At 62.0% G+C, this 17,770-nt stretch carries 15 protein-coding genes; 8 read left to right on the top strand and 7 right to left on the bottom strand.

Going from position 1 to position 17,770, the window contains the following annotated elements:
- Positions 1 to 7: 7 nt before the first annotated feature.
- The 4 genes from AAA138_RS08640 to AAA138_RS08625 form a co-directional block, all read right to left on the bottom strand.
- Positions 8 to 586, bottom strand: coding sequence for a UbiX family flavin prenyltransferase (locus tag AAA138_RS08640; RefSeq protein ID WP_349090478.1), 579 nt, complete (start codon positions 584 to 586; stop codon positions 8 to 10).
- A 33-nt stretch (positions 587 to 619) separates the two neighbouring features.
- Entirely contained in the window at positions 620 to 2,107 is a 1,488-nt protein-coding gene (locus AAA138_RS08635; RefSeq protein ID WP_349090476.1) for a UbiD family decarboxylase, read from the bottom strand.
- Between the two features lie 142 nt (positions 2,108 to 2,249).
- Entirely contained in the window at positions 2,250 to 3,707 is a 1,458-nt protein-coding gene (locus tag AAA138_RS08630) for an SLC13 family permease (RefSeq protein ID WP_070100742.1), read from the bottom strand.
- A gap of 244 nt (positions 3,708 to 3,951) precedes the next feature.
- The gene (locus AAA138_RS08625; RefSeq protein WP_349090475.1) at positions 3,952 to 4,899 is read right to left on the bottom strand and encodes an NUDIX domain-containing protein; all 948 of its coding nucleotides are present in this window, start codon (positions 4,897 to 4,899) and stop codon (positions 3,952 to 3,954) included.
- Positions 4,900 to 5,051: 152 nt separating this feature from the next.
- Between AAA138_RS08625 and AAA138_RS08620 the strand changes: the two genes are divergently transcribed.
- Positions 5,052 to 6,296: an MFS transporter gene (locus AAA138_RS08620; protein ID WP_349090473.1), complete on the top strand. Its 1,245-nt coding sequence runs from the start codon at positions 5,052 to 5,054 to the stop codon at positions 6,294 to 6,296.
- A 51-nt stretch (positions 6,297 to 6,347) separates the two neighbouring features.
- Positions 6,348 to 6,794, top strand: a complete 447-nt coding sequence (locus AAA138_RS08615; RefSeq protein WP_349090472.1) for a low molecular weight protein-tyrosine-phosphatase — start codon at positions 6,348 to 6,350, stop codon at positions 6,792 to 6,794.
- A gap of 132 nt (positions 6,795 to 6,926) precedes the next feature.
- Here the strand turns inward: AAA138_RS08615 and AAA138_RS08610 are convergent, their stop codons facing one another.
- Positions 6,927 to 7,256, bottom strand: coding sequence for a TIGR04076 family protein (locus AAA138_RS08610; protein ID WP_229077256.1), 330 nt, complete (start codon positions 7,254 to 7,256; stop codon positions 6,927 to 6,929).
- Positions 7,249 to 8,073, bottom strand: a complete 825-nt coding sequence (locus AAA138_RS08605) for a PfkB family carbohydrate kinase (RefSeq protein ID WP_349090471.1) — start codon at positions 8,071 to 8,073, stop codon at positions 7,249 to 7,251. The genes AAA138_RS08610 and AAA138_RS08605 overlap by 8 nt, the downstream gene beginning before the upstream one ends.
- Before the next feature lie 447 nt (positions 8,074 to 8,520).
- On the opposite strand from AAA138_RS08605, the gene AAA138_RS08600 reads away from it, so the two are divergent.
- The 3 genes from AAA138_RS08600 to AAA138_RS08590 are packed head-to-tail and all read left to right on the top strand — an operon-like array spanning position 8,521 to position 12,746.
- Entirely contained in the window at positions 8,521 to 9,027 is a 507-nt protein-coding gene (locus tag AAA138_RS08600) for a MarR family winged helix-turn-helix transcriptional regulator (RefSeq protein ID WP_349090470.1), read from the top strand.
- A complete protein-coding gene (locus AAA138_RS08595; protein ID WP_349090468.1) occupies positions 9,020 to 10,834 on the top strand; it encodes an ABC transporter ATP-binding protein in 1,815 nt (604 codons plus the stop codon). Before AAA138_RS08600 ends, AAA138_RS08595 begins: the two co-directional genes overlap by 8 nt.
- Positions 10,827 to 12,746, top strand: coding sequence for an ABC transporter ATP-binding protein (locus tag AAA138_RS08590; RefSeq protein ID WP_349090467.1), 1,920 nt, complete (start codon positions 10,827 to 10,829; stop codon positions 12,744 to 12,746). Before AAA138_RS08595 ends, AAA138_RS08590 begins: the two co-directional genes overlap by 8 nt.
- 234 nt (positions 12,747 to 12,980) lie before the next feature.
- On the opposite strand, the gene AAA138_RS08585 is transcribed toward AAA138_RS08590, so the two are convergent.
- Positions 12,981 to 13,859: a LysR family transcriptional regulator gene (locus AAA138_RS08585; protein WP_349090466.1), complete on the bottom strand. Its 879-nt coding sequence runs from the start codon at positions 13,857 to 13,859 to the stop codon at positions 12,981 to 12,983.
- 233 nt (positions 13,860 to 14,092) lie between these two features.
- Here AAA138_RS08585 and AAA138_RS08580 point away from each other — a divergent pair, with 233 nt between their 5' ends.
- From AAA138_RS08580 to AAA138_RS08570, 3 genes are all read left to right on the top strand, one after another.
- Positions 14,093 to 14,974: an SDR family oxidoreductase gene (locus AAA138_RS08580; RefSeq protein WP_195246938.1), complete on the top strand. Its 882-nt coding sequence runs from the start codon at positions 14,093 to 14,095 to the stop codon at positions 14,972 to 14,974.
- Between the two features lie 66 nt (positions 14,975 to 15,040).
- Positions 15,041 to 16,297: an MFS transporter gene (locus AAA138_RS08575; RefSeq protein ID WP_271737118.1), complete on the top strand. Its 1,257-nt coding sequence runs from the start codon at positions 15,041 to 15,043 to the stop codon at positions 16,295 to 16,297.
- Between the two features lie 69 nt (positions 16,298 to 16,366).
- Positions 16,367 to 17,407, top strand: coding sequence for a Gfo/Idh/MocA family oxidoreductase (locus tag AAA138_RS08570; RefSeq protein ID WP_089573140.1), 1,041 nt, complete (start codon positions 16,367 to 16,369; stop codon positions 17,405 to 17,407).
- Positions 17,408 to 17,770: the final 363 nt, after the last annotated feature.

The following is a 17,770-nucleotide window of genomic DNA, read 5'->3' as shown; positions in this document are numbered from 1 at the left end:
AAGATGCCTATGACCAGCGCTTATAGTTTTCGCACGACACGCCAACAGCTTCGAGCGCCTTGGCGGCGATGTGATGCACTGCATCGTCGAGCGTGGCGGGGCCGTTGTAAAACGTGAGCATGGACGGCATGAGCATGACGCCCGGCACGCGCGCCAGGCGCGCCATGTTGTCGACATGGATCGCACTGAAGGGCGTCTCGCGCACCATGAGCACCAGGCGGCGCTGCTCTTTCATCTGCACGTCGGCCGCACGCAGCAACAGGTTTTCGCTGTAGCCGCTCGCAATGCCGGCGAGCGTCTTCATGGAGCAGGGCGCCACAATCATGCCGGCGACCGGATAGGTGCCACTTGCGATGGCAGCGCCGATGTTCTTGTTGTCGTAGACCACATCGGCATGCGCGGCAAACTCGTCGAGCGTCATGCCGAGCTCCTGCTCGATGGTGATCTCTCCCCCGCGCGTGACGACAAGCGCCGACTCGGCACCGGCCTGGCGCAGGCACTTGAGACACTCGAGGCCCAGCGCAGCGCCGCTGGCACCAGAAACGCCAACGACAATGCGACGGGAACGGACAGAAGACTCAGGCATGACAACTCCTTAGCTATTTGATAGGGCTACTTACTAGAAGGCGAGCTCGGCGGCCCACTTCTCTTCATCGATCTCCATGAACTGCGAGCGGATGAAGTTCTTCTTGAGGTTGAACGGAACCGTGCAGTCGAAGATGGCCTTGCAGGCGATGCCGTGCTCGCGAATCGAAGGATCGAACGCGGGGTCGTTGGACGGATCGAGCACGTGGCAGTGGCAACCGGGGATGGTGATGAGGTCCACGTCGGCCTGGAAGCGCGTGGTCATGGCCCACATCACGTCGCTCATATCGAAGATATCGACATCCTCGTCAACAAGGATGACGTGCTTGAGCTCGGAGAACGCCGAGAAGGCAAGCATGGCGGCGTTGCGCTGACGGCCCTCGTCATTTTTGCTCGACTTCTTGAACTGCATGATGGCAACGAACTTGCCGCCGCCGCAGGGAGCGGCGTGGACGTTGAGCAGGCGGCCCGGGATGGCGGTCTCGACCATCTTGTAGATGGAAGCCTCGGTGGGGATGCCGGCCATGGACACGTGCTCGTGCGAAGGGCCGATGCAGCTCTCCATGATGGGGTTGACACGCGTGGTGACGGCGGTGATCTTGATCACCGGGCAGACCTTGGCGCCGCCGGTGTAACCGGGGAACTCGGGCATGGCGTAGCCGTGGCCGTTGACGTCCTCATTGATAGTCTCGTCGTGCATGAGGTAGCCCTCGAGCACGTACTCGGCATTGGCAATGCACTTCTGCGGAACGGTGACGCAGTCGGCAAGCTCGACGGCGTGGCCGCGCAGGGCACCGGCGATCTGCAGCTCGTTGAAGCCGAGCGGCGTGGTGGGAGCCTCGAAGCCGCAGCACATGTACACGGCGGGGTCCAGACCGATGGAGATGGAGATGGGCATGTCCTCGCCGCGCTGGCAGTACTCGTCAAAGAACGCGCCCAGGTGACGGCTGCCCGGGGTGATCCACATGGCAAGCTTGTCCTTGTCGACGCAGGAGAAGCGGTGGATGGTCACGTCGGACTGGGTGCCATCGGGGCTCGTGCCGTAGGCGAGGCCCATGGTGATGTAGGGGCCACCGTCGACGGGCGTGTTGGTGGGAGCGGGAACGATCTTGCGCAGGTCGAAGCCCTCGTCGGTCGCCTTGTACACGACCTCCTGGCAGTCGACGTGCTTGCCCTCGGCGATCTGCTCAGGGGCGATCAGGTTCTCGAAGCGCTTGCCGATCTCGAGGCCCAGATGCTCCTCGTCCAGATCGAGCAGGGCGGCAACGCGCTTGCGGCTGGCAAGCATGCCGATGCAGACCTTGGCGTCGTCAAAGCCCTTAACGTTGTTGAAGACCATCGCCGGGCCCTCTTTGGTCGGACGCATGACGGTGCCGCCGGCACCGACGTGACGGTAGACGCCCGAGACCTCGGCATCGGGATCGACCTGGGTGTCGGTCTCGAGCAGCTGGCCCGGCATCTCGCGCAAAAAGTCGAGTGCAGAACGCAGGTCGTGGATCTGGGAAGCATCGGTAGTGGACATGGCATGCTCCTTTCGGGAGAGTGCCCGACGGCGGTGTACCGCCGGGCGGGGTAACGTAATGGGGCCACGGCGCTCACAAATGGAGCGCTCGACCGCTCGAAGTTCAAGTGCTTGGCTGCTTACAGCCGGAACGCCCGACCGCTTACATCAGGCCAAAGAGGTGGAACCAGGCGGCCTCGACCAGCACGACGACAAAGACGACCGCGGTGAGGGGGATGCCCATGCGCATGGCCTCTTTGGAGGTGTAGCCGCCGGCGTCCTTGCCTTCGCCGATAAGGATCGGCAGGTTATGGAACGGCAGGATGTAGTGGATGTTGATGGACGTGAAGACGATGAGCGCCACGGCGAGCGGGCTCACGCTGGAGCCGGCGGCAAAGCTGATGAACGCCGGCACGCACACGCCGAGCACGGCCATGACCGAGCCCATGAACATGTGGATGATCATGGAAAGCGCGGCGACGAGCAGGGCGAACAGGAAGATGTTCTCGGGCACGGAGCTGGGGAGCACGACGTCGGCGATCCAGGCGTTCATGCCGGTGGCACCGCCCACGGAGCCCACGGCCATGGCGGCCGTCAGGAACATGAGGGACTTGATATCGACAGCGTTCCAGCTGGCGGGGGTGAGGACTTCGCCAATGATGGGCATGGCGAGAGCGACACCAATGGCCAGGGTGACCCAGCCGATGTAATCGCCCGAAACGGTGAGCCACAGCGCGATGGCGATGACAAGCCACACGATGGTGCGGATCTCTTTGACGGAGAGCTTGCCGAGCGCGGCCTGCTTGGCCACGATCTGCTCGCGATCGTAGACGAGCTCCTTGCTGGGCTTAAAGAGGAAGAGGCCCAAGAACAGGGTGCACAGCAGCGCGACCAGCATAGGCACGCTCATGTACAGGAACCAGTCGACGAAGGACGGGCTCATGCCGCCGGCCTCGGCACTGTACTGTGCAACGAGGGGGTTGAGCGTGGAGTCGCCCGTCAGGAAGAACATGGAGCCCGGGGCGGCAGCGGCAAACACGAGGAAGCCGAGCTTGCCCTTGTCGTCGTCACCGTAGCCGGCGGACTCGGCGATGACCGAGACGACGGCGAGGATGAGGAAGGCGCGGGGGAACGGATGCGGGATCAGCAGCGACAGCACAAAGGTGAGCGCGAAAATCGAGATGATGAGCGACTTGGCGTCGCGCACGAACTTGAGCATGAACGCGTAGGCGATACGCTCGCCCAGGCCCGACTCCTTGACCGCGCTGGCGATGAGGTAGGCGCCGATGACGAGCCACATGGTGGCCTTGGTCCACGAGCTAAACGTAGAGGCGACCGTCGCCGAAATGCTCGCGGCGCCCGTGTCGTCCACGCACACCTTGAACAGGACGAGCAGCGCGCAGTAGAGTAGGCCCACAAAGCCCGGCTGTGCCACGCCACATGCCCAGAACACCACCGTGGCGAGCGTCAGTGCCAGACAGGTCTGACCGCCGACCGTGAGCTCGACCGTCGAGCTCAGCTCCGCCAAAGGAAGAAACTTCACCAGCAAAAAGACAACGATACCCAGCACAAAGCCAATTTCGCGCTTGGTGATCTTAAACGCCTTCTTTTCCGCTTCCATCTCCCCACCTTTCTTGTTGGGGGCGCTCCGGATTCGCAGCCACGTTGCCGCTTAAAAAGGGGCGCCCGTTATCGGACACCCCTTACGTTGCGCTGTGTTGCGGCAATACAGTCAAGCGGATTTTTTTGGATGAGAAGCGATTCCCTAGACAAAAACCGTCACAACATTCGACGCTTTTCCTCGTTTTCGAGATTTTCGCCGAATGTTGTGACGGTTTGGATGTGACAAAGGGACTGTCCCTTTGTCACATAGCGAGGGCCGTACGGATGGATGGGTCGCTGAGAGCCTCGCGGAGCCAGGGGGCCAGCTGCTCGGGGTGACCCTGCAGGTAGCCGTCGAGCTCGGACGGGGCCACGCGGCGCAACTCCGAGATCTCCTCTTGGTTGATATGCAGCTCGCCCGGCTCAACATGGGCAAGGTAGACCTCGCACCATTCGCACTCGCAGCGGCCGTCGCCGTGGTCCTCACGGTACACCACGTGTCCGAGGTGCTCGAGCTGATCGGGCTCGCGTGTAATGCCGAGCTCTTCGTTGATGCGGCGCACCGTGGCGGCCGCGACGTCTTCCCCGGGGAGCGGATGGCCGGCACAGCTATCGGCCAGCACTCCGCCCCACAGTCGCTTGAGCGGACTGCGGCGACAGAGCAGCAGGCGCGCGTCTTCGCCCCGGCCCTCGACCAAAAGCGTCAGAAATGCCTGATGCAGGATGCCCTCGCCGGCATGGGCATCGATGCGGTCGACGGGGCCAAGCGCCTCGCCGGTCGCGGCATCGACCGCCACGACCTCGGCGCCCGCGCCGCCCTCATCCCAACCGGCGCGCAGGATGCGCGCGGCGGCTTCCTCAAGCGCGGCGATGAGCTCCTTGGTGGTATCGAGCACGCGCTGCAGGTCGTCCCCGCTCGCCTGTTCAACATGAAAGCCCGTGCTTGCAACTACCGGCACGTCAAAGCGCGTGGCCAGCGCCGCCGCGATATCGTGCGCCGGGATCTCGTCTCGATGGCACGGAACGGCCAGGATGCTCACCGTCGCCGTACGGCCGGGCTCGGGGCGCGGAATGGCCTGCGCCGTGGCGCCCAGGTGCGCAAACTCCGGCGAGCAGGCGTACACCGCCATGCCTCGCGGCGTCACCGTCAGCTGGGCCTCGAGCGCAAACTTGCCCTCGCCCACTGCAACCTTTGTCGTGTGCATACCCATGGGATCTCCTGTCGCCCGCGATGTACCTGAGACCATCTTCGCCTGTATTGCGACTATACAGGCAAGCTCTCCATGTGACAAAGAGACTGTCCCTTTGTCACATTCTGTTAGAGTTGCAGGGATTGAATCCCGCTTATTCATGCGACATTGGAGTGACAACCTTGACCGCCGCAACCACGCCTAAAAGTAAGCCAACCGCCGCCGCGCTCTCCCCCGCGCGTACCAAGCTCTGCCTGGCGCTGCTCGTGCTGTTGGGATTCTCGCTCGGCTGCTCCGAGTTCGTGGTCATCGGCATCGAAAGCGACTTGGCAACGGAACTCGGCATATCACTTGCCACTGCGGGCCAGCTCATCAGCGTGTTTGCGCTCGTCTACGCTATCGCGACGCCGGTGCTCGCGCTCAGCACGGGGCGATTCCGCCGCTACCAGCTGCTCGTGTGCTATAGCGTCGTCTTTGTGCTCGGCAACCTGGTCATGGCGTTGGCCCCCAACTTCCAGGTGCTGTTTATCTCACGCATTGTCCTGGGCTCCGTCTCGGGTGCGCTGCTCGCCGTGGGCGTGACGTACATCCCTGAACTGCTGTCCCCGCAGCAAACTTCGCTTGCCATCTCGGTGGTATATGGTGCGTTTTCCGTGGCAATGGTCTTTGTCACTTCGATCGGCAAGTTTGTGGCCGACACGCTCGATTGGCACGTGGCCATGTACGGCACGCTGACCTTTGCCGTTCTGATCTGCGGAGCGCTCGTGGCGTTTATGCCGCGCGCTGGGCAAACCGACGAGCCTGCCACCTTTCGCGAGCAGGCGGGTCTGCTACGCGAGCCGAGCATCATCACCGGCATGCTCATCTTTTTGTTTGGCGTGGGCTCGGTCTACGTGTTTTACGGCTATGTGACGCCCTATCTGGAGCAGGTGCTGGGCATGGGCACGGTCGAAGCCAGCACCACGCTTATGGCCTACGGCGTGTTCTGCCTGATCTCGAACATCCTGGGCGGATGGATCGATGCGCGCTTTGGCATGAAGGCGCTGCTTGTGACGTTTGTGCTGCAGGCTGCGGCGCTGCTCGGGCTGTTTGCTGTGGGCGGCACCATGCCGCTCGCGCTGGTCTTTGTCTTTAGCTTGGCGCTGCTCATGTACCTGTTCTCGGTGTCGTGCATCACGCACTTTATGGACGTGGCACGCAGCCGCCATCCCAAGTCGATGGTACTCGCGAGTTCGGTTGAGCCCATGGCGTTTAACGTCGGCATTTCGTTTGGCACCGCGGTAGGCGGCGCCGTGGTAAGCGGCGTTGGCATTGCGTACGTGGGCGCAGTGGGTGCCGCGTTCTCGCTTGTGGCCTGGGCGCTCACGCTGGTGACGATTAAGCTGGCTCGCTGGGAGCGCAAGCGGGCGCAGGCGTAGGCGCAGATGCGATACTCGAGCTTGATGATGGCGATCGAAAGGAAACCGCATATGCAATGCGTACTGTTTATCTGCTATGGGAACATCTGCCGCTCGACGATGGCCGAGTCGGTGTTTACCGAGCTGGTGCACCGCGCCGGGCGCGCGGGCGAGTTTGTCATTGATTCTGCCGCGACCTCGACCGAGGAGATCGGCAACCCGCCGCATCACGGTACCGTTGCCAAGCTACGCGAGGTTGGGATTCCCGTCGTCGCACATCGCGCACGTCAGGTACGTCGCGCGGAGTATGGCGACTGGGATCACATTGTCTATATGGATGCCGAGAACGCCCGTGGCCTGCGTCGCATCTTTGGCGACGACCCCGACGGCAAGATCTCGCGCCTGCTCGATTGGACCGAGCGCCCCGGCGACGTGGCCGACCCCTGGTACACCGGCAACTTCGATGCCACCTACCGCGACGTGCTCGCCGGTTGTACCGCTATGCTCGAGCAGCTGTAGGCAAGCGAGGTCGCGGGCCACGTCTTCGGCGCGAAATGAGCGTGGATAATCTCCCGCATACAAATTGAGCGTGGACAATCTCCCACTTTGAGCGCTCAAGTACGCTCTAAACGGGAGAAAATCCACGCTCGACTACTCGTCGACGATCTCGGCGAGCCAGACGTTCAGTGTATCGACTTCGGGGCAGCAGAACTTTGCCGTGCCGGGCTCGTTGCCAGGCACGGTTCCGCCATAGCGCAGGATATCGATATAGGGAAAGCCCACATGGCAGGCCATGGCGCACATCTTGCCGCGGTCTCGGTCGAAGTCAAAAACGTCGCCGGGCTTGTGACCATGGTGGCAGCGGCACGCACCCAGCTGGTCCACGCAGCTCACGCGGATACGCGGACGCTTGCCACGCGGCGCGCCGAGTGGCTTGTTCTCGCCCGCAGGCTTGATGCCGCCCTCGCCAGCATTACTCATGGTCAACCACATCCAGGCAGGCCTCGATGGGAAGGCCAGCCGACTTGTCCTCTTGGTCGGCATTGCGCTCGATAAGCTCAGCCACCACACGCATGGCATCGGACGTCGCGCGCTGCAAACTCCAACCTGCCATAACGCGGCCGACGAGCACCGCCGAGAACGTGTCGCCCGTGCCCGGGAAATAAACCGGAATGAGCTCAAAGGGAATCGTAAAGTACTCCCCCGCCACATGGTCGTAACCGATAACCGCGTTCATGCCATTGACCACGGCGCTCGTAATGACCACCGACTTGGCACCCAGCTCGCGCACGGCGTCCACAAGGGCGCGGGCCTCATCGGGCGTAATTTGCTCGGCAATAGGCCTATCGGCAAGCAGACACGCCTCGGTATAGTTGGGTACCGCGTAGTCTGCGCACTCCAGCAGGTGCCGCATAAGGCCAATCGTGGACTCGGGCACGCCCGCATAGAGCTTGCCGTTGTCGCCCATGATGGGGTCGACGAACACCTTGGTGCCCTTTTGCGCACGGCGGTGGCAAAAGTCCGAGATGATGCGCGTCTCTTCCTCGGTCACGATAAAGCCGGTCGAGATGGCGTCGAACTCAAAGCCGAGCTCCTCCCAGATGGCGAGGCTCTGGCGCACGTACTCGGTGGTGTCGTGGATGTAGAACTTGGGATAGTTGAGCGTGTCGGAAACGAGCGCCGTCGGCAGGTTATGGATACGGTAGCCCATGTGAGACAGCACCGGCAGCATGGCGGAAAGCGCGACCTTGCCGTAGCCGCACATATCGTTAATCAGCAGCAGCTGAGTATTCTTCATGAGAGTCCCCCTTAGGTCGGGCGCGGCGCAACGGCGCCACAGTGCAACTAAGTGTAGCGCAGGGGACGTTGCGAGCGGAGTCGAGCAGTGCGAAGGGCAAATTGTTGCGGAAAGGTTACGGAAAATGATCCCTTTTCCTCCGTCCCCAAGGGATTGCATGCACCGAAACGGACCGTGGCGGAATCACAGGTTGAGGACGGACAGCGAAAACGTTCCTAAGCGAGCAAGGTGGCGTGAAAGAGGAGGGCATAGGCCTTGTGGCCATGCCAGACGATTGAACGCCAGATTGCCGCTTAGGAGCGTTTGCAGCGTCGAGCGGTTACGGCGTTTGGCAAAACGCCGTAACTTAATAAGTTTGGTACCTTGACATTGATTTCTCACGCTCCTAAATTGGTTAGGCACAAAACAATTCCACTACCTAACTAAAGAAAGGAGCAACACTAATTCATGTGCGATGAACCTCTTAACCTTTGTTCGCACGAGCCCGGCGGTGACCCGTCGCAACCGGTAGACATACCCGAAGCGGTCAGCGCTGAAGACAAACTCGCCAAGCGCATCCTGAGCGGCCTGGGCTTTTGCGGCCATTACATGCATTTTCATGGCGGAGGCGTGTCCGGCAAGGCACCCATCATCTGCCTGCTGGCCAAGCAGCCCGGCGGCGAGATGTCGCAGCAGGAACTCGGCATGCACTTTGACCTCAAGCCGGGGTCGCTTTCCGAGATCCTGTCCAAGCTCGAGCTCAACGGCCTCATCGAACGCAGCCGTAACCCCAAGGATCGACGGCAACTCACCATTCGCCTGACCGAAACCGGCCGGGAAAACGCCCGCATCGACCAGGCGGCCCGCATCCGCTTTAGAGAACGGGCCTTTAGTGCCCTCACTCACGACGAGCGCGAGCAGCTCGCCGAAATGCTCGAGAAAATCCGTGTAACCTGGGAGGAACTGGATGATTAAAACCCTCATGGGCAGCATCCGCGACTATATGAAAGTCGCTGTTGCCACGCCATTGCTCGTGCTTGGCGAGGTGCTCTGCGAGATGCTGATTCCATTTATCACCGCCAACCTGATCGACGCCATCAAAGACGGCACCACCGTAGCCGAGATGCTTCCCACCGCAGGCTTTTTGGTGCTCATCGCGCTGACGTCGCTTGCTTTTGGCGCCGCTGCCGGCGTCACCTGCAGCCATGCGAGCTGCGGCTTCGCCAAGAACCTGCGTCACGACCTGTTCTACAAGATCCAGACGTTCAGCTTTGCCAACATCGATGAGTTCTCGAGCTCCTCGCTCGTCACGCGCCTGACCACCGACATCAACAACGTGCAGCAGGCCTTTATGATGATTATCCGTATCGCCGTGCGCGCGCCGCTGGTATTGATCTTCGCCTTTACCATGGCGTTTATCATGGGCGGCAGCGTCGCCATGGTCTACCTGGTCATCATTCCGCTACTGGGCTTTGGACTGTTCTTTATCATCTTTAAGGTGCGCCCCATCTTCTCGCGCGTGTTCCACAAGTACGACGCACTTAACGAGTCTGTCGAGGAAAACGTCACCGGCATGCGCGTGGTCAAGAGCTATGTGCGCGAAGACTTTGAGAAGGAGAAGTTCGCGACCGCCGCGCGCGACGTCCAGATGGACTTCACCCGCGCCGAGAAACTGCTGGCCTTTAACAACCCCATGATGAACATCTGCGTCAACGGCGCGTTTGTCGTCATCATCTACCTGGGCTCCAAGCTCATCATCACGAGCCAGGGCACGCTGTTCGATGTGGGCCAGCTCTCCTCGATCTTTACCTATGGTTTCCAGATCCTTATGAGCCTGATGCAGCTGTCGATGATCTTTGTCATGGTGACCATGGCCGACGAATCGGCGCACCGCATTACCGAGGTGTTGGCCGCCGAGCCCACGATCGCCAATCCCGCCGAGCCCGTGCTCGAGGTTGTCGACGGTTCCATCGACTTTGACCACGTGAGCTTTAAGTATTCCGCGCATGCGAAGCGCCAGGCGCTCGACGATATCGACCTGCACATTAAGAGCGGCGAGACCATCGGCATCATCGGCGGCACTGGCTCGGCCAAGTCCACGCTTGTAAACCTCATCGCCCGCCTATACGACGCCACCGAAGGCACCGTGCGCGTGGGCGGCATGGACGTGCGCGACTACGACCTGGACGCCCTGCGCCACCAGGTCGCCATGGTACTGCAGAAAAACGTGCTGTTTAGCGGCACCATCGCCGAAAATCTGCGCTGGGGCGACCCGAATGCCACCGACGAGGAGGTCCGCGAGGCGGCACATCTGGCCTGCGCCGATGAGTTTGTCGACGGTTTCCCCAAGGGCTACGACACCTGGATCGAGCAGGGCGGCTCCAATGTTTCCGGCGGTCAGAAGCAGCGCCTGTGCATTGCGCGTGCCCTGCTGCGTCGCCCCAAGATCTTGATCCTGGACGACTCCACCAGCGCCGTCGACACCAAGACCGACGCCAAGATTCGCGCAGGGCTGGCAAGCTATCTGCCTAACACGACCAAGCTCATCATCGCCCAGCGCATTAGCTCCGTGCAGGACGCAGACCGCATCATCGTCATGGAAGGTGGCCGCATCGCGCAAATCGGCAACCATGACGAGCTGCTTAAGACAAGCGAGATCTACCGCGAGACCTTTACCTCGCAAAACAAGATGTCTGCCGAGGGCGAAGGGGCCGTCGAGGCCGACACCGAGGCATCCACAACGCAAGCTCAGACCCAGGAAGGAGGCGAGGCACATGAGTAAGGCAACGACCGCCGAGCGCGCGCTCAACCGCAAGGGCGGCACCATGTCGCGCCTCATCAAGACGCTCTTTGGCTTCTACCCCGTGCTTTTGCCCCTCGTCGTCGTCGGCGTGGTGCTCTGCGCCATCATCAACTCCATCGGCGCGACCTTCCTTCAGAGCGCCCTGCAGATTATTAGCGAATCGTGGCAGTCGGGCGATTGGGAAGCCGCACAGCCCAAGATCGCACAGCTCGTGACTACCCTCGCCTGCATCTACGGCATCGGCATCCTGTCTTCGCTCTTCTGGAACCGCGCCATGGCCATCGTCACGCAGGGCTCGCTCGAGAAGCTGCGCGAGAAGATGTTCAACCGCATGCAGGACCTGCCGATTCGCTACTTCGACACGCACCAGCGCGGCGACATCATGAGCCACTACACCAACGACATCGACACGCTGCGCCAGATGATCAGCCAGTCGCTGCCCAACCTGCTCATGACGACCATCGTCATCGTCACGGTATTCTTTATCATGCTGTACTACAGCGTGTGGATGTGCCTGGTCATTGTGGCCGGCGTCGTCTTTATGACCTTTATGACCAAGCTGCTCGGCTCCAACTCCGCGCGTTTCTTTATTGCGCAGCAGTCCGAGCTCGGCGTGGTCGAGGGCCATATCGAGGAAGTCATGAACGGCCAGAAGGTCGTCAAGGCATTCTGCCACGAGTCTGCCGCCGAGGCTGATTTTGACGAGCGCAACGAAAAGCTCTTCGAGGTCTCGCAGAAGGCCAACATGTACGCCAACATCCTCATGCCTATCCTTATGAACCTGGGCAACCTGCTCTACGTGCTGGTCGCACTGGCAGGCGGCATTTTCCTGGCGCTGGGCGTGCCCAACCTGAGCATCTCGGGCATGACACTGTCCATCGCCGTCGTGGTGCCGTTCCTCAACATGACCAAGCAGTTCTGCGGACAGATCGGTCAGATCTCGCAGCAGATCAACGCCGTGGTCATGGGCCTCGCCGGCGCCGACCGCGTCTTTGAGCTCATCGACGAGGAGCCCGAGGCCGACGAAGGCTACGTGACGCTCGTCAACGCGCAGGTGAACCCCGATACCTGGCAGCTCGAGGAGGCCGACCACCACACCGGCATGTGGGCGTGGAAGCATCCGCACCGCGCGACCGGCGAGATCGAGTACGTACCGCTGCGCGGCGACCTGGTCATGGACAACGTCGACTTTGGCTACACGCCCGACCACGAGGTGCTGCACGGCGTGTCCGTGTTTGCTAAGCCGGGCCAGAAGGTCGCGTTTGTCGGTGCCACCGGTGCCGGCAAGACGACCATCACCAACCTCATCAACCGTTTCTATGACATCGCCGATGGCAAGATCCGCTACGACGGCATCAACGTCAACAAGATCCGCAAGGCCGATCTGCGCCGCTCGCTGGGCGTGGTGCTGCAGGACGTGAACCTGTTCACCGGCACCGTGATGGATAACATCCGCTACGGCAACCTGGACGCCACCGACGAGGAGTGCATCGCGGCGGCCAAGCTCGCGGGCGCGGACGACTTTATCACCCGCCTGCCCGACGGCTACGACACGATGCTCACCGGCAACGGCGCGCAGCTGTCGCAGGGCCAGCGCCAGCTGATTTCGATCGCACGCGCCGCCGTCGCCGATCCGCCGGCGATGATTCTGGACGAGGCCACGAGCTCCATCGACACCCGCACCGAGGCCATCGTGCAAGCGGGCATGGACAAGCTCATGGAGGGTCGCACGACGTTTGTCATCGCGCACCGCCTGTCCACCGTGCGCAACTCCGACGCGATCATCTGTCTGGACCACGGCCGCATCATCGAGCGCGGCAACCACGACGAGCTGATCGCCAAGCGCGGGTATTACTACCAGCTCTACACCGGAGCGTTTGAGCTGGAGTAGCTCAAAACAGCCCCAACGCTCCCAACGGAGTTCCCCGAGGGAGACGGGGTGTTTACTCCGTGCTCAAACATTCTCGCTTCGCTGCGAAACTGCGCGCGGAGCAAACACCCCGTCTCCCTCGGGGAACTCCTACGCGCAGCCTTTTCTCGCAGCCTAAAAAGAAGTGGTGAGGCCCTGGCCGTTTGGCCAGGGCCTCATTTTGTAAGGAGTCAAAAAAGTCCCGTTCCAGGTGAGCTACTTGAGGAGTTGGGCCATGGCGTTCACGAATTTTTGGACTTGGAGGGTGGGCTCGAGCGGGTAGTGCAGAAAGACCGGTACCTCGCGACCGCACAGGAACGGCACGCCCACAAAGGCCGGGTGCACCCCCGACCACGCTCCGCAGGTGAGCACCGCGTCACCCTTTTCCTCCGCCTCGTTAAAGAGCGCAAAGTCGAAGCTATCCACGTCGATCACGTCCACGCCGCCGTCGGCCAACAGGTCGATGCGCAGGCTGTCCATGGCGTCGTTGCCGTGGCGGAGCACGCGCAGGCGCATGCCCTCCAAGTCGGCGACCGTAATGCGTGTCTTGCGCGCCAGCGGGCTCGTGCGCGGCACGTCGATATAAAACGGCACGTTGACGATGCGGAGCTTTTGGCAGGTGTCGCCCCAGCGCGGGGTCGAAAAACTCGACTGCACCACATCGACCTCGCGGCCCAAGCTGCGCATGACGGATTCGCGCTCGTCGTAGAGGTCGCTTACCGGCGCGATCTCAAATCGCAACGATGGCTCCAGCTCGTGGATGCCCGTCCACATCGACAGCGTTTGGCGCCCCGGGCACATCATCGACACGCCCAGGCGCACGGCACCGCCATCGCCCGCCGCGCGTCGGGCACGGCGCAGCGCGTCCTCGGACTGCCGCATGATCGAGCGTGCGTCGTCCACCAGCAGAGCGCCCGCCGGCGTCACCTTGACGCCCGAGTGCGAGCGCTCGAACAACGTGACGCCAAACTCGGCCTCGAAGCCCGACACCTGCTTGACGAGCGCCGGAGTCGACACACGCAATTTTGCCGCCGCACGCGAGAAGCTTCCCAGCTCCGCGGCGGCCGATATGGCCTCGAGTCGTCGATCGTACACGTCAATCTCCCGTTTTCGCGCCCGTGACCGCATGGGGCCACAGGGGGTTGTTTTCGCAGGTCACGCGCTCAATTGAGAATAAACTGCATCGCACAGTGTAAACCTACGGTTAACGCTATTCTAACAAATATGCAATTCACCTGCGCAAATGCAAAGCATACGATAACCAGCGAAAACCACGTGGGTCGGTTAATGGGAGCGACCCACCGGGAGGCACAAGAAGGGAAGTTCCTATGAGCAACTGGCTTAAGCTCGAGGGCGATGTCTGCGCCGTGACTGGCGCACTCGGCGGTATGGGCGTCGAGATCTGCCGCGAGTTCGCCCGCAACGGCGCCAATGTCGTCCTGCTCGACCTGGACGAGGAAAAGGTCAAGGCCGCAGCCGCCGACCTCGCCGCCGAGTTTGGCATCCACGCCGAGGGCTACAAGATGAACGCCACCGACGAGGCCGAGGTTCAGGCCGCCGTCGATGCCACCATCGCCGACTTCGGCCACGTCGACGTTCTCGTCAACACCGCCGGTATCCTGCGCTTCGCAGCCATGGAAGACCTGCCGCTCTCCGACTGGAACGAGGTCATCAACGTCAACCTCACCGGTTACTTCATCACCTCGCAGCGCTTTGGCCGTGAGATGATCAAGGCCGGCCAGGGTCGCCTGGTGCACATCTCGACCGTTGCCAGCCACTCCCCCGAAACGTTCTCGGGCGTGTACAGCTCCACCAAGGCGGGCGTCAACATGATGTCCAAGATGCTGGCTGCCGAATGGGGCCCCTACGGCGTGCGCTCCAACTGCGTCGAGCCCTGCTTCGTCAAGACCCCGATGTCGGCCAACTTCTATGCCGACCCCGAGGTAGAGAAGAGCCGCAGCCGTCTGATCGCCACGCGTCGCATCGGCGAGGTCAGCGATATCGCCAACGCCGTCATGTTTCTGGCGTCCAAGCGCTCGGACTTTACCACCGGCGACGCCATCAAGGTCGACGGCGGCTTCTCCAACATGATGGGCGACCTCACCGCCAAGCCCGGCGGCCGTCGCGCATACGCCGACAACTACCTTAAGAACAAGGGTGTCGAGCTCTGGTCCGATGAGTCCGGCGTCGCCAAGCCGACTGACCAGTAAACCAACCTAACAGGGAGGCCCCGCGGACACGCCCGCCCCTCCCCCGTATCGATGAGAAAGAGTCCAATGGCTTCCACCAACTCCAACAAGGGTCGCGCCGTCGTGCTTTCCGCCGCGTGCGTCACCATGTTCTTCATCAGCTCCATCGCGCTGTATTCCGTCGTGAGCAAAAATCTGCTCGCCGTCTACCCCGAGTGGTCGAGCGCCCTTACCTGGGCTTTCCCCGTCTTCCAGACCATCATGGCCGTGACGGGCATCTTCGCCGGCCGCATCTCCGATAAGATCGGCCCGCGCAACGTCGTGATCGCTGCCGCCGTGTGCTACGGCGTTGGCTGGTTCATGTCCGGCACCGTCACCGAGCCGTGGCAGTTCTACCTGTGGTTCTCGCTCGTCGCCGCCGTCGGCAACGGCCTGGGCTACAACCCGGCGCTCACCACCGGCCAAAAGTGGTTTATCGACAAGAAGGGCCTTGCCTCTGGCATCACCCTGGCCGCTTCGACCGCCGGCCCCGCCGTGCTGTCCCCGGTGCTCGCCTCGCTGCTCATCCCGAGCCTGGGCATCTTTGGAGCCCTTAAGGCGCTCGGCGTCATCTTCTTTGTGACGATTGCCGCCTCCGCCCTGTTCCTGAAGGCCCCCGAGGCCGGTTGGCTGCCCGAGGGCTTCGAGGCCCCCAAGGGTGGCGCGCATGCCGGCACCTTCGGTGACCTCACTCCGGGCGAGATGGTCAAGACCCCGCGCTTCTGGGTTCTCATCGTCACCTTCGCCTTTGCCGCCACCGCGGGCACCCTGCTCGTCGGCAAGGTTGCCTCCATCGCCGCCGTCCAGCTCTTCGCCGACCCCACGAGCGCCGCGGCCGTCGCCCTCGGCGGTGTGGTCGTCTCCGTCAACACCTGCGCCAACCTGGTCGGTCGTCTGTCCTTTGGCCAGATCATCGACAAGCTCGGCGCCTATAAGTCGCTGCTCATCAGCCTTGTCGTCACCATCGTCGCGCTCGTCATCATGTCGATGAGCTTTACGCAGAGCATGTTCTTTGTGGCACTCGCCCTGCTCGGCTTTAGCTTTGGCGCCCTGCTCGTCATCTACCCGCCGCTCACCGGTGGCGCCTTTGGCACCAGCAACATCGGCGTCAACTACGGCATCATGTTCCTGGGCTATGCCGCTTCCACCTGGATCAGCCAGCCCATCACCGCCGTGCTGTATCACGCCGAGGCCGGCAGCGCCGCCTACCAGCAGTCTTTCTACGGCGCCATTGTGATCGCCGCCATCGCCGTCGTGCTCACCGTCTACATGATGGTCTCCGACAGCAAGAAGAAGTCCGCTTAGTTTTACCGATGCGACAAAGGGACAGCCCCTCTGTCGCATTCCACCGGTCACCAGTATTAAGGAGTCGAAATGTCTGAGCTCAACCCCGTCCGCATTGCCGTTATCGGCGCCGGCGCCATGGGCCGCAACCACATCCGCTTTGTCACCGAGGAGCCCGAGGCCGAGCTCGTCGCCATCGCCGACGCCTTTGAGGGCGCCCGCGCCACGGCCGAGGCCGCCGGCGTGCCGTTCTTTACCGATCCCGCCCAGATGATGGACGAGGTCAAGCCCGAGGCCGTCATCATCGCCACCCCCAACGACCTGCACCTGGGCGTTGCCCGCGAGGCCGTGAAGCGCAACATCGTGCCGCTGGTCGAAAAGCCGATCTCCAACGACCTCGAGGATGCCCAGGCCTTTGCCGCCGAGGCCGAGACCGCCGGCGTGCCCGTACTCGTGGGTCAGCACCGTCGCCACAATCCCTTCGTCAACAAGGCCAAGGAGATCATCGAGTCCGGCGAGCTGGGCAAGCTCACCGTGTCGAGCTTCCACTACATGATCTATAAGAATGACGAGTACTTCGATGTCGAGTGGCGCCGCAAGAAGGGTGCCGGCCCGATCCTGGTCAACCTGGTGCACGACGTCGACCTGCTCCGCTACCTGCTGGGCGAGCCCGTTGCCGTCCAGGGCATGCAGTCCAGCGCCGCCCGCGGTTTTGAGACCGAGGACTCCGCCGTGGTCAACGTCCGTTTTGCCGATGGCGCGCTTGCGAGCATGACCATCTCCGACGCCACCGCCAGCCCCTGGAACTGGGAGGCCACCGCTCGCGAGGATCCGCAGTACCGCCCCTTCGACGCCGACGCCTACTTTATTGGCGGAACCTTGGGTGCCCTTTCGCTGCCCCGCCTGCACCAGTTCTCCTACGACGGAGCCTCCAACTGGCACAAGCCGCTGCAGATGGAGATTCCGGCCGTCGACCCGGCGCTGCCGCACAAGATGCAGCTCAAGCACTTTGTGAAGGTCGTTCGCCGCGAGGTCGAGCCCGTCGTGACCCCCGCCGACAACGTTAAGACGCTCACGCTGCTTAACGCCATCAAGGAGGCCGCCGAGACCGGCCAGCTCGTCGAGCTGTAATGCCTTAAGAGCGGCCGCGGCAGAAACCCCATGCCGAACCCCTCGGTCCGCCACAAATATGCCCCTCTTCTTTGCCCCGCGAGCAGCCTCCTGCCCGCGGGGCTTTTTGCTACCTTAACGACGATTTTTCTGGGGCGGGGGCTATTTTGCACCTCGGCTTGATTCGTTCGCCACCAAATGGGCCTATCTACTACGTTTAACCGATTACCCTCAACCATGCCGAATTTCGCGAAATTAAAACCGACGCTCCTATAAGTTGTCAATAGGCAGTTTGCGGGAGCGCTCCCTTCAATTCGCACAGGAGCTCGTAATACCTCCTCTCCAGTTTCGTCGACCGCCGTCTCCCATGTTCCAGGTGACCGA

The sequence above is a fragment of the Collinsella sp. CLA-JM-H32B genome (assembly GCF_040098065.1).
Lineage (GTDB): Bacteria > Actinomycetota > Coriobacteriia > Coriobacteriales > Coriobacteriaceae > Collinsella.
The sequence above is the reverse complement of the archived record's forward strand: the minus strand, read 5'-3'. Positions and strand labels throughout refer to the sequence as shown.

Coding starts and splice junctions, on each gene's coding strand:
- AAA138_RS08640 (WP_349090478.1), bottom strand. CDS start 586: ATGCCTGAGTCTTCTGTCCGTTCCCGTCGCATTGTCGTTGGCGTTTCT.
- AAA138_RS08635 (WP_349090476.1), bottom strand. CDS start 2,107: ATGTCCACTACCGATGCTTCCCAGATCCACGACCTGCGTTCTGCACTC.
- AAA138_RS08630 (WP_070100742.1), bottom strand. CDS start 3,707: ATGGAAGCGGAAAAGAAGGCGTTTAAGATCACCAAGCGCGAAATTGGC.
- AAA138_RS08625 (WP_349090475.1), bottom strand. CDS start 4,899: ATGGGTATGCACACGACAAAGGTTGCAGTGGGCGAGGGCAAGTTTGCG.
- AAA138_RS08615 (WP_349090472.1), top strand. CDS start 6,348: ATGCAATGCGTACTGTTTATCTGCTATGGGAACATCTGCCGCTCGACG.
- AAA138_RS08610 (WP_229077256.1), bottom strand. CDS start 7,256: ATGAGTAATGCTGGCGAGGGCGGCATCAAGCCTGCGGGCGAGAACAAG.
- AAA138_RS08605 (WP_349090471.1), bottom strand. CDS start 8,073: ATGAAGAATACTCAGCTGCTGCTGATTAACGATATGTGCGGCTACGGC.
- AAA138_RS08600 (WP_349090470.1), top strand. CDS start 8,521: ATGTGCGATGAACCTCTTAACCTTTGTTCGCACGAGCCCGGCGGTGAC.
- AAA138_RS08595 (WP_349090468.1), top strand. CDS start 9,020: ATGATTAAAACCCTCATGGGCAGCATCCGCGACTATATGAAAGTCGCT.
- AAA138_RS08590 (WP_349090467.1), top strand. CDS start 10,827: ATGAGTAAGGCAACGACCGCCGAGCGCGCGCTCAACCGCAAGGGCGGC.
- AAA138_RS08580 (WP_195246938.1), top strand. CDS start 14,093: ATGAGCAACTGGCTTAAGCTCGAGGGCGATGTCTGCGCCGTGACTGGC.
- AAA138_RS08575 (WP_271737118.1), top strand. CDS start 15,041: ATGGCTTCCACCAACTCCAACAAGGGTCGCGCCGTCGTGCTTTCCGCC.
- AAA138_RS08570 (WP_089573140.1), top strand. CDS start 16,367: ATGTCTGAGCTCAACCCCGTCCGCATTGCCGTTATCGGCGCCGGCGCC.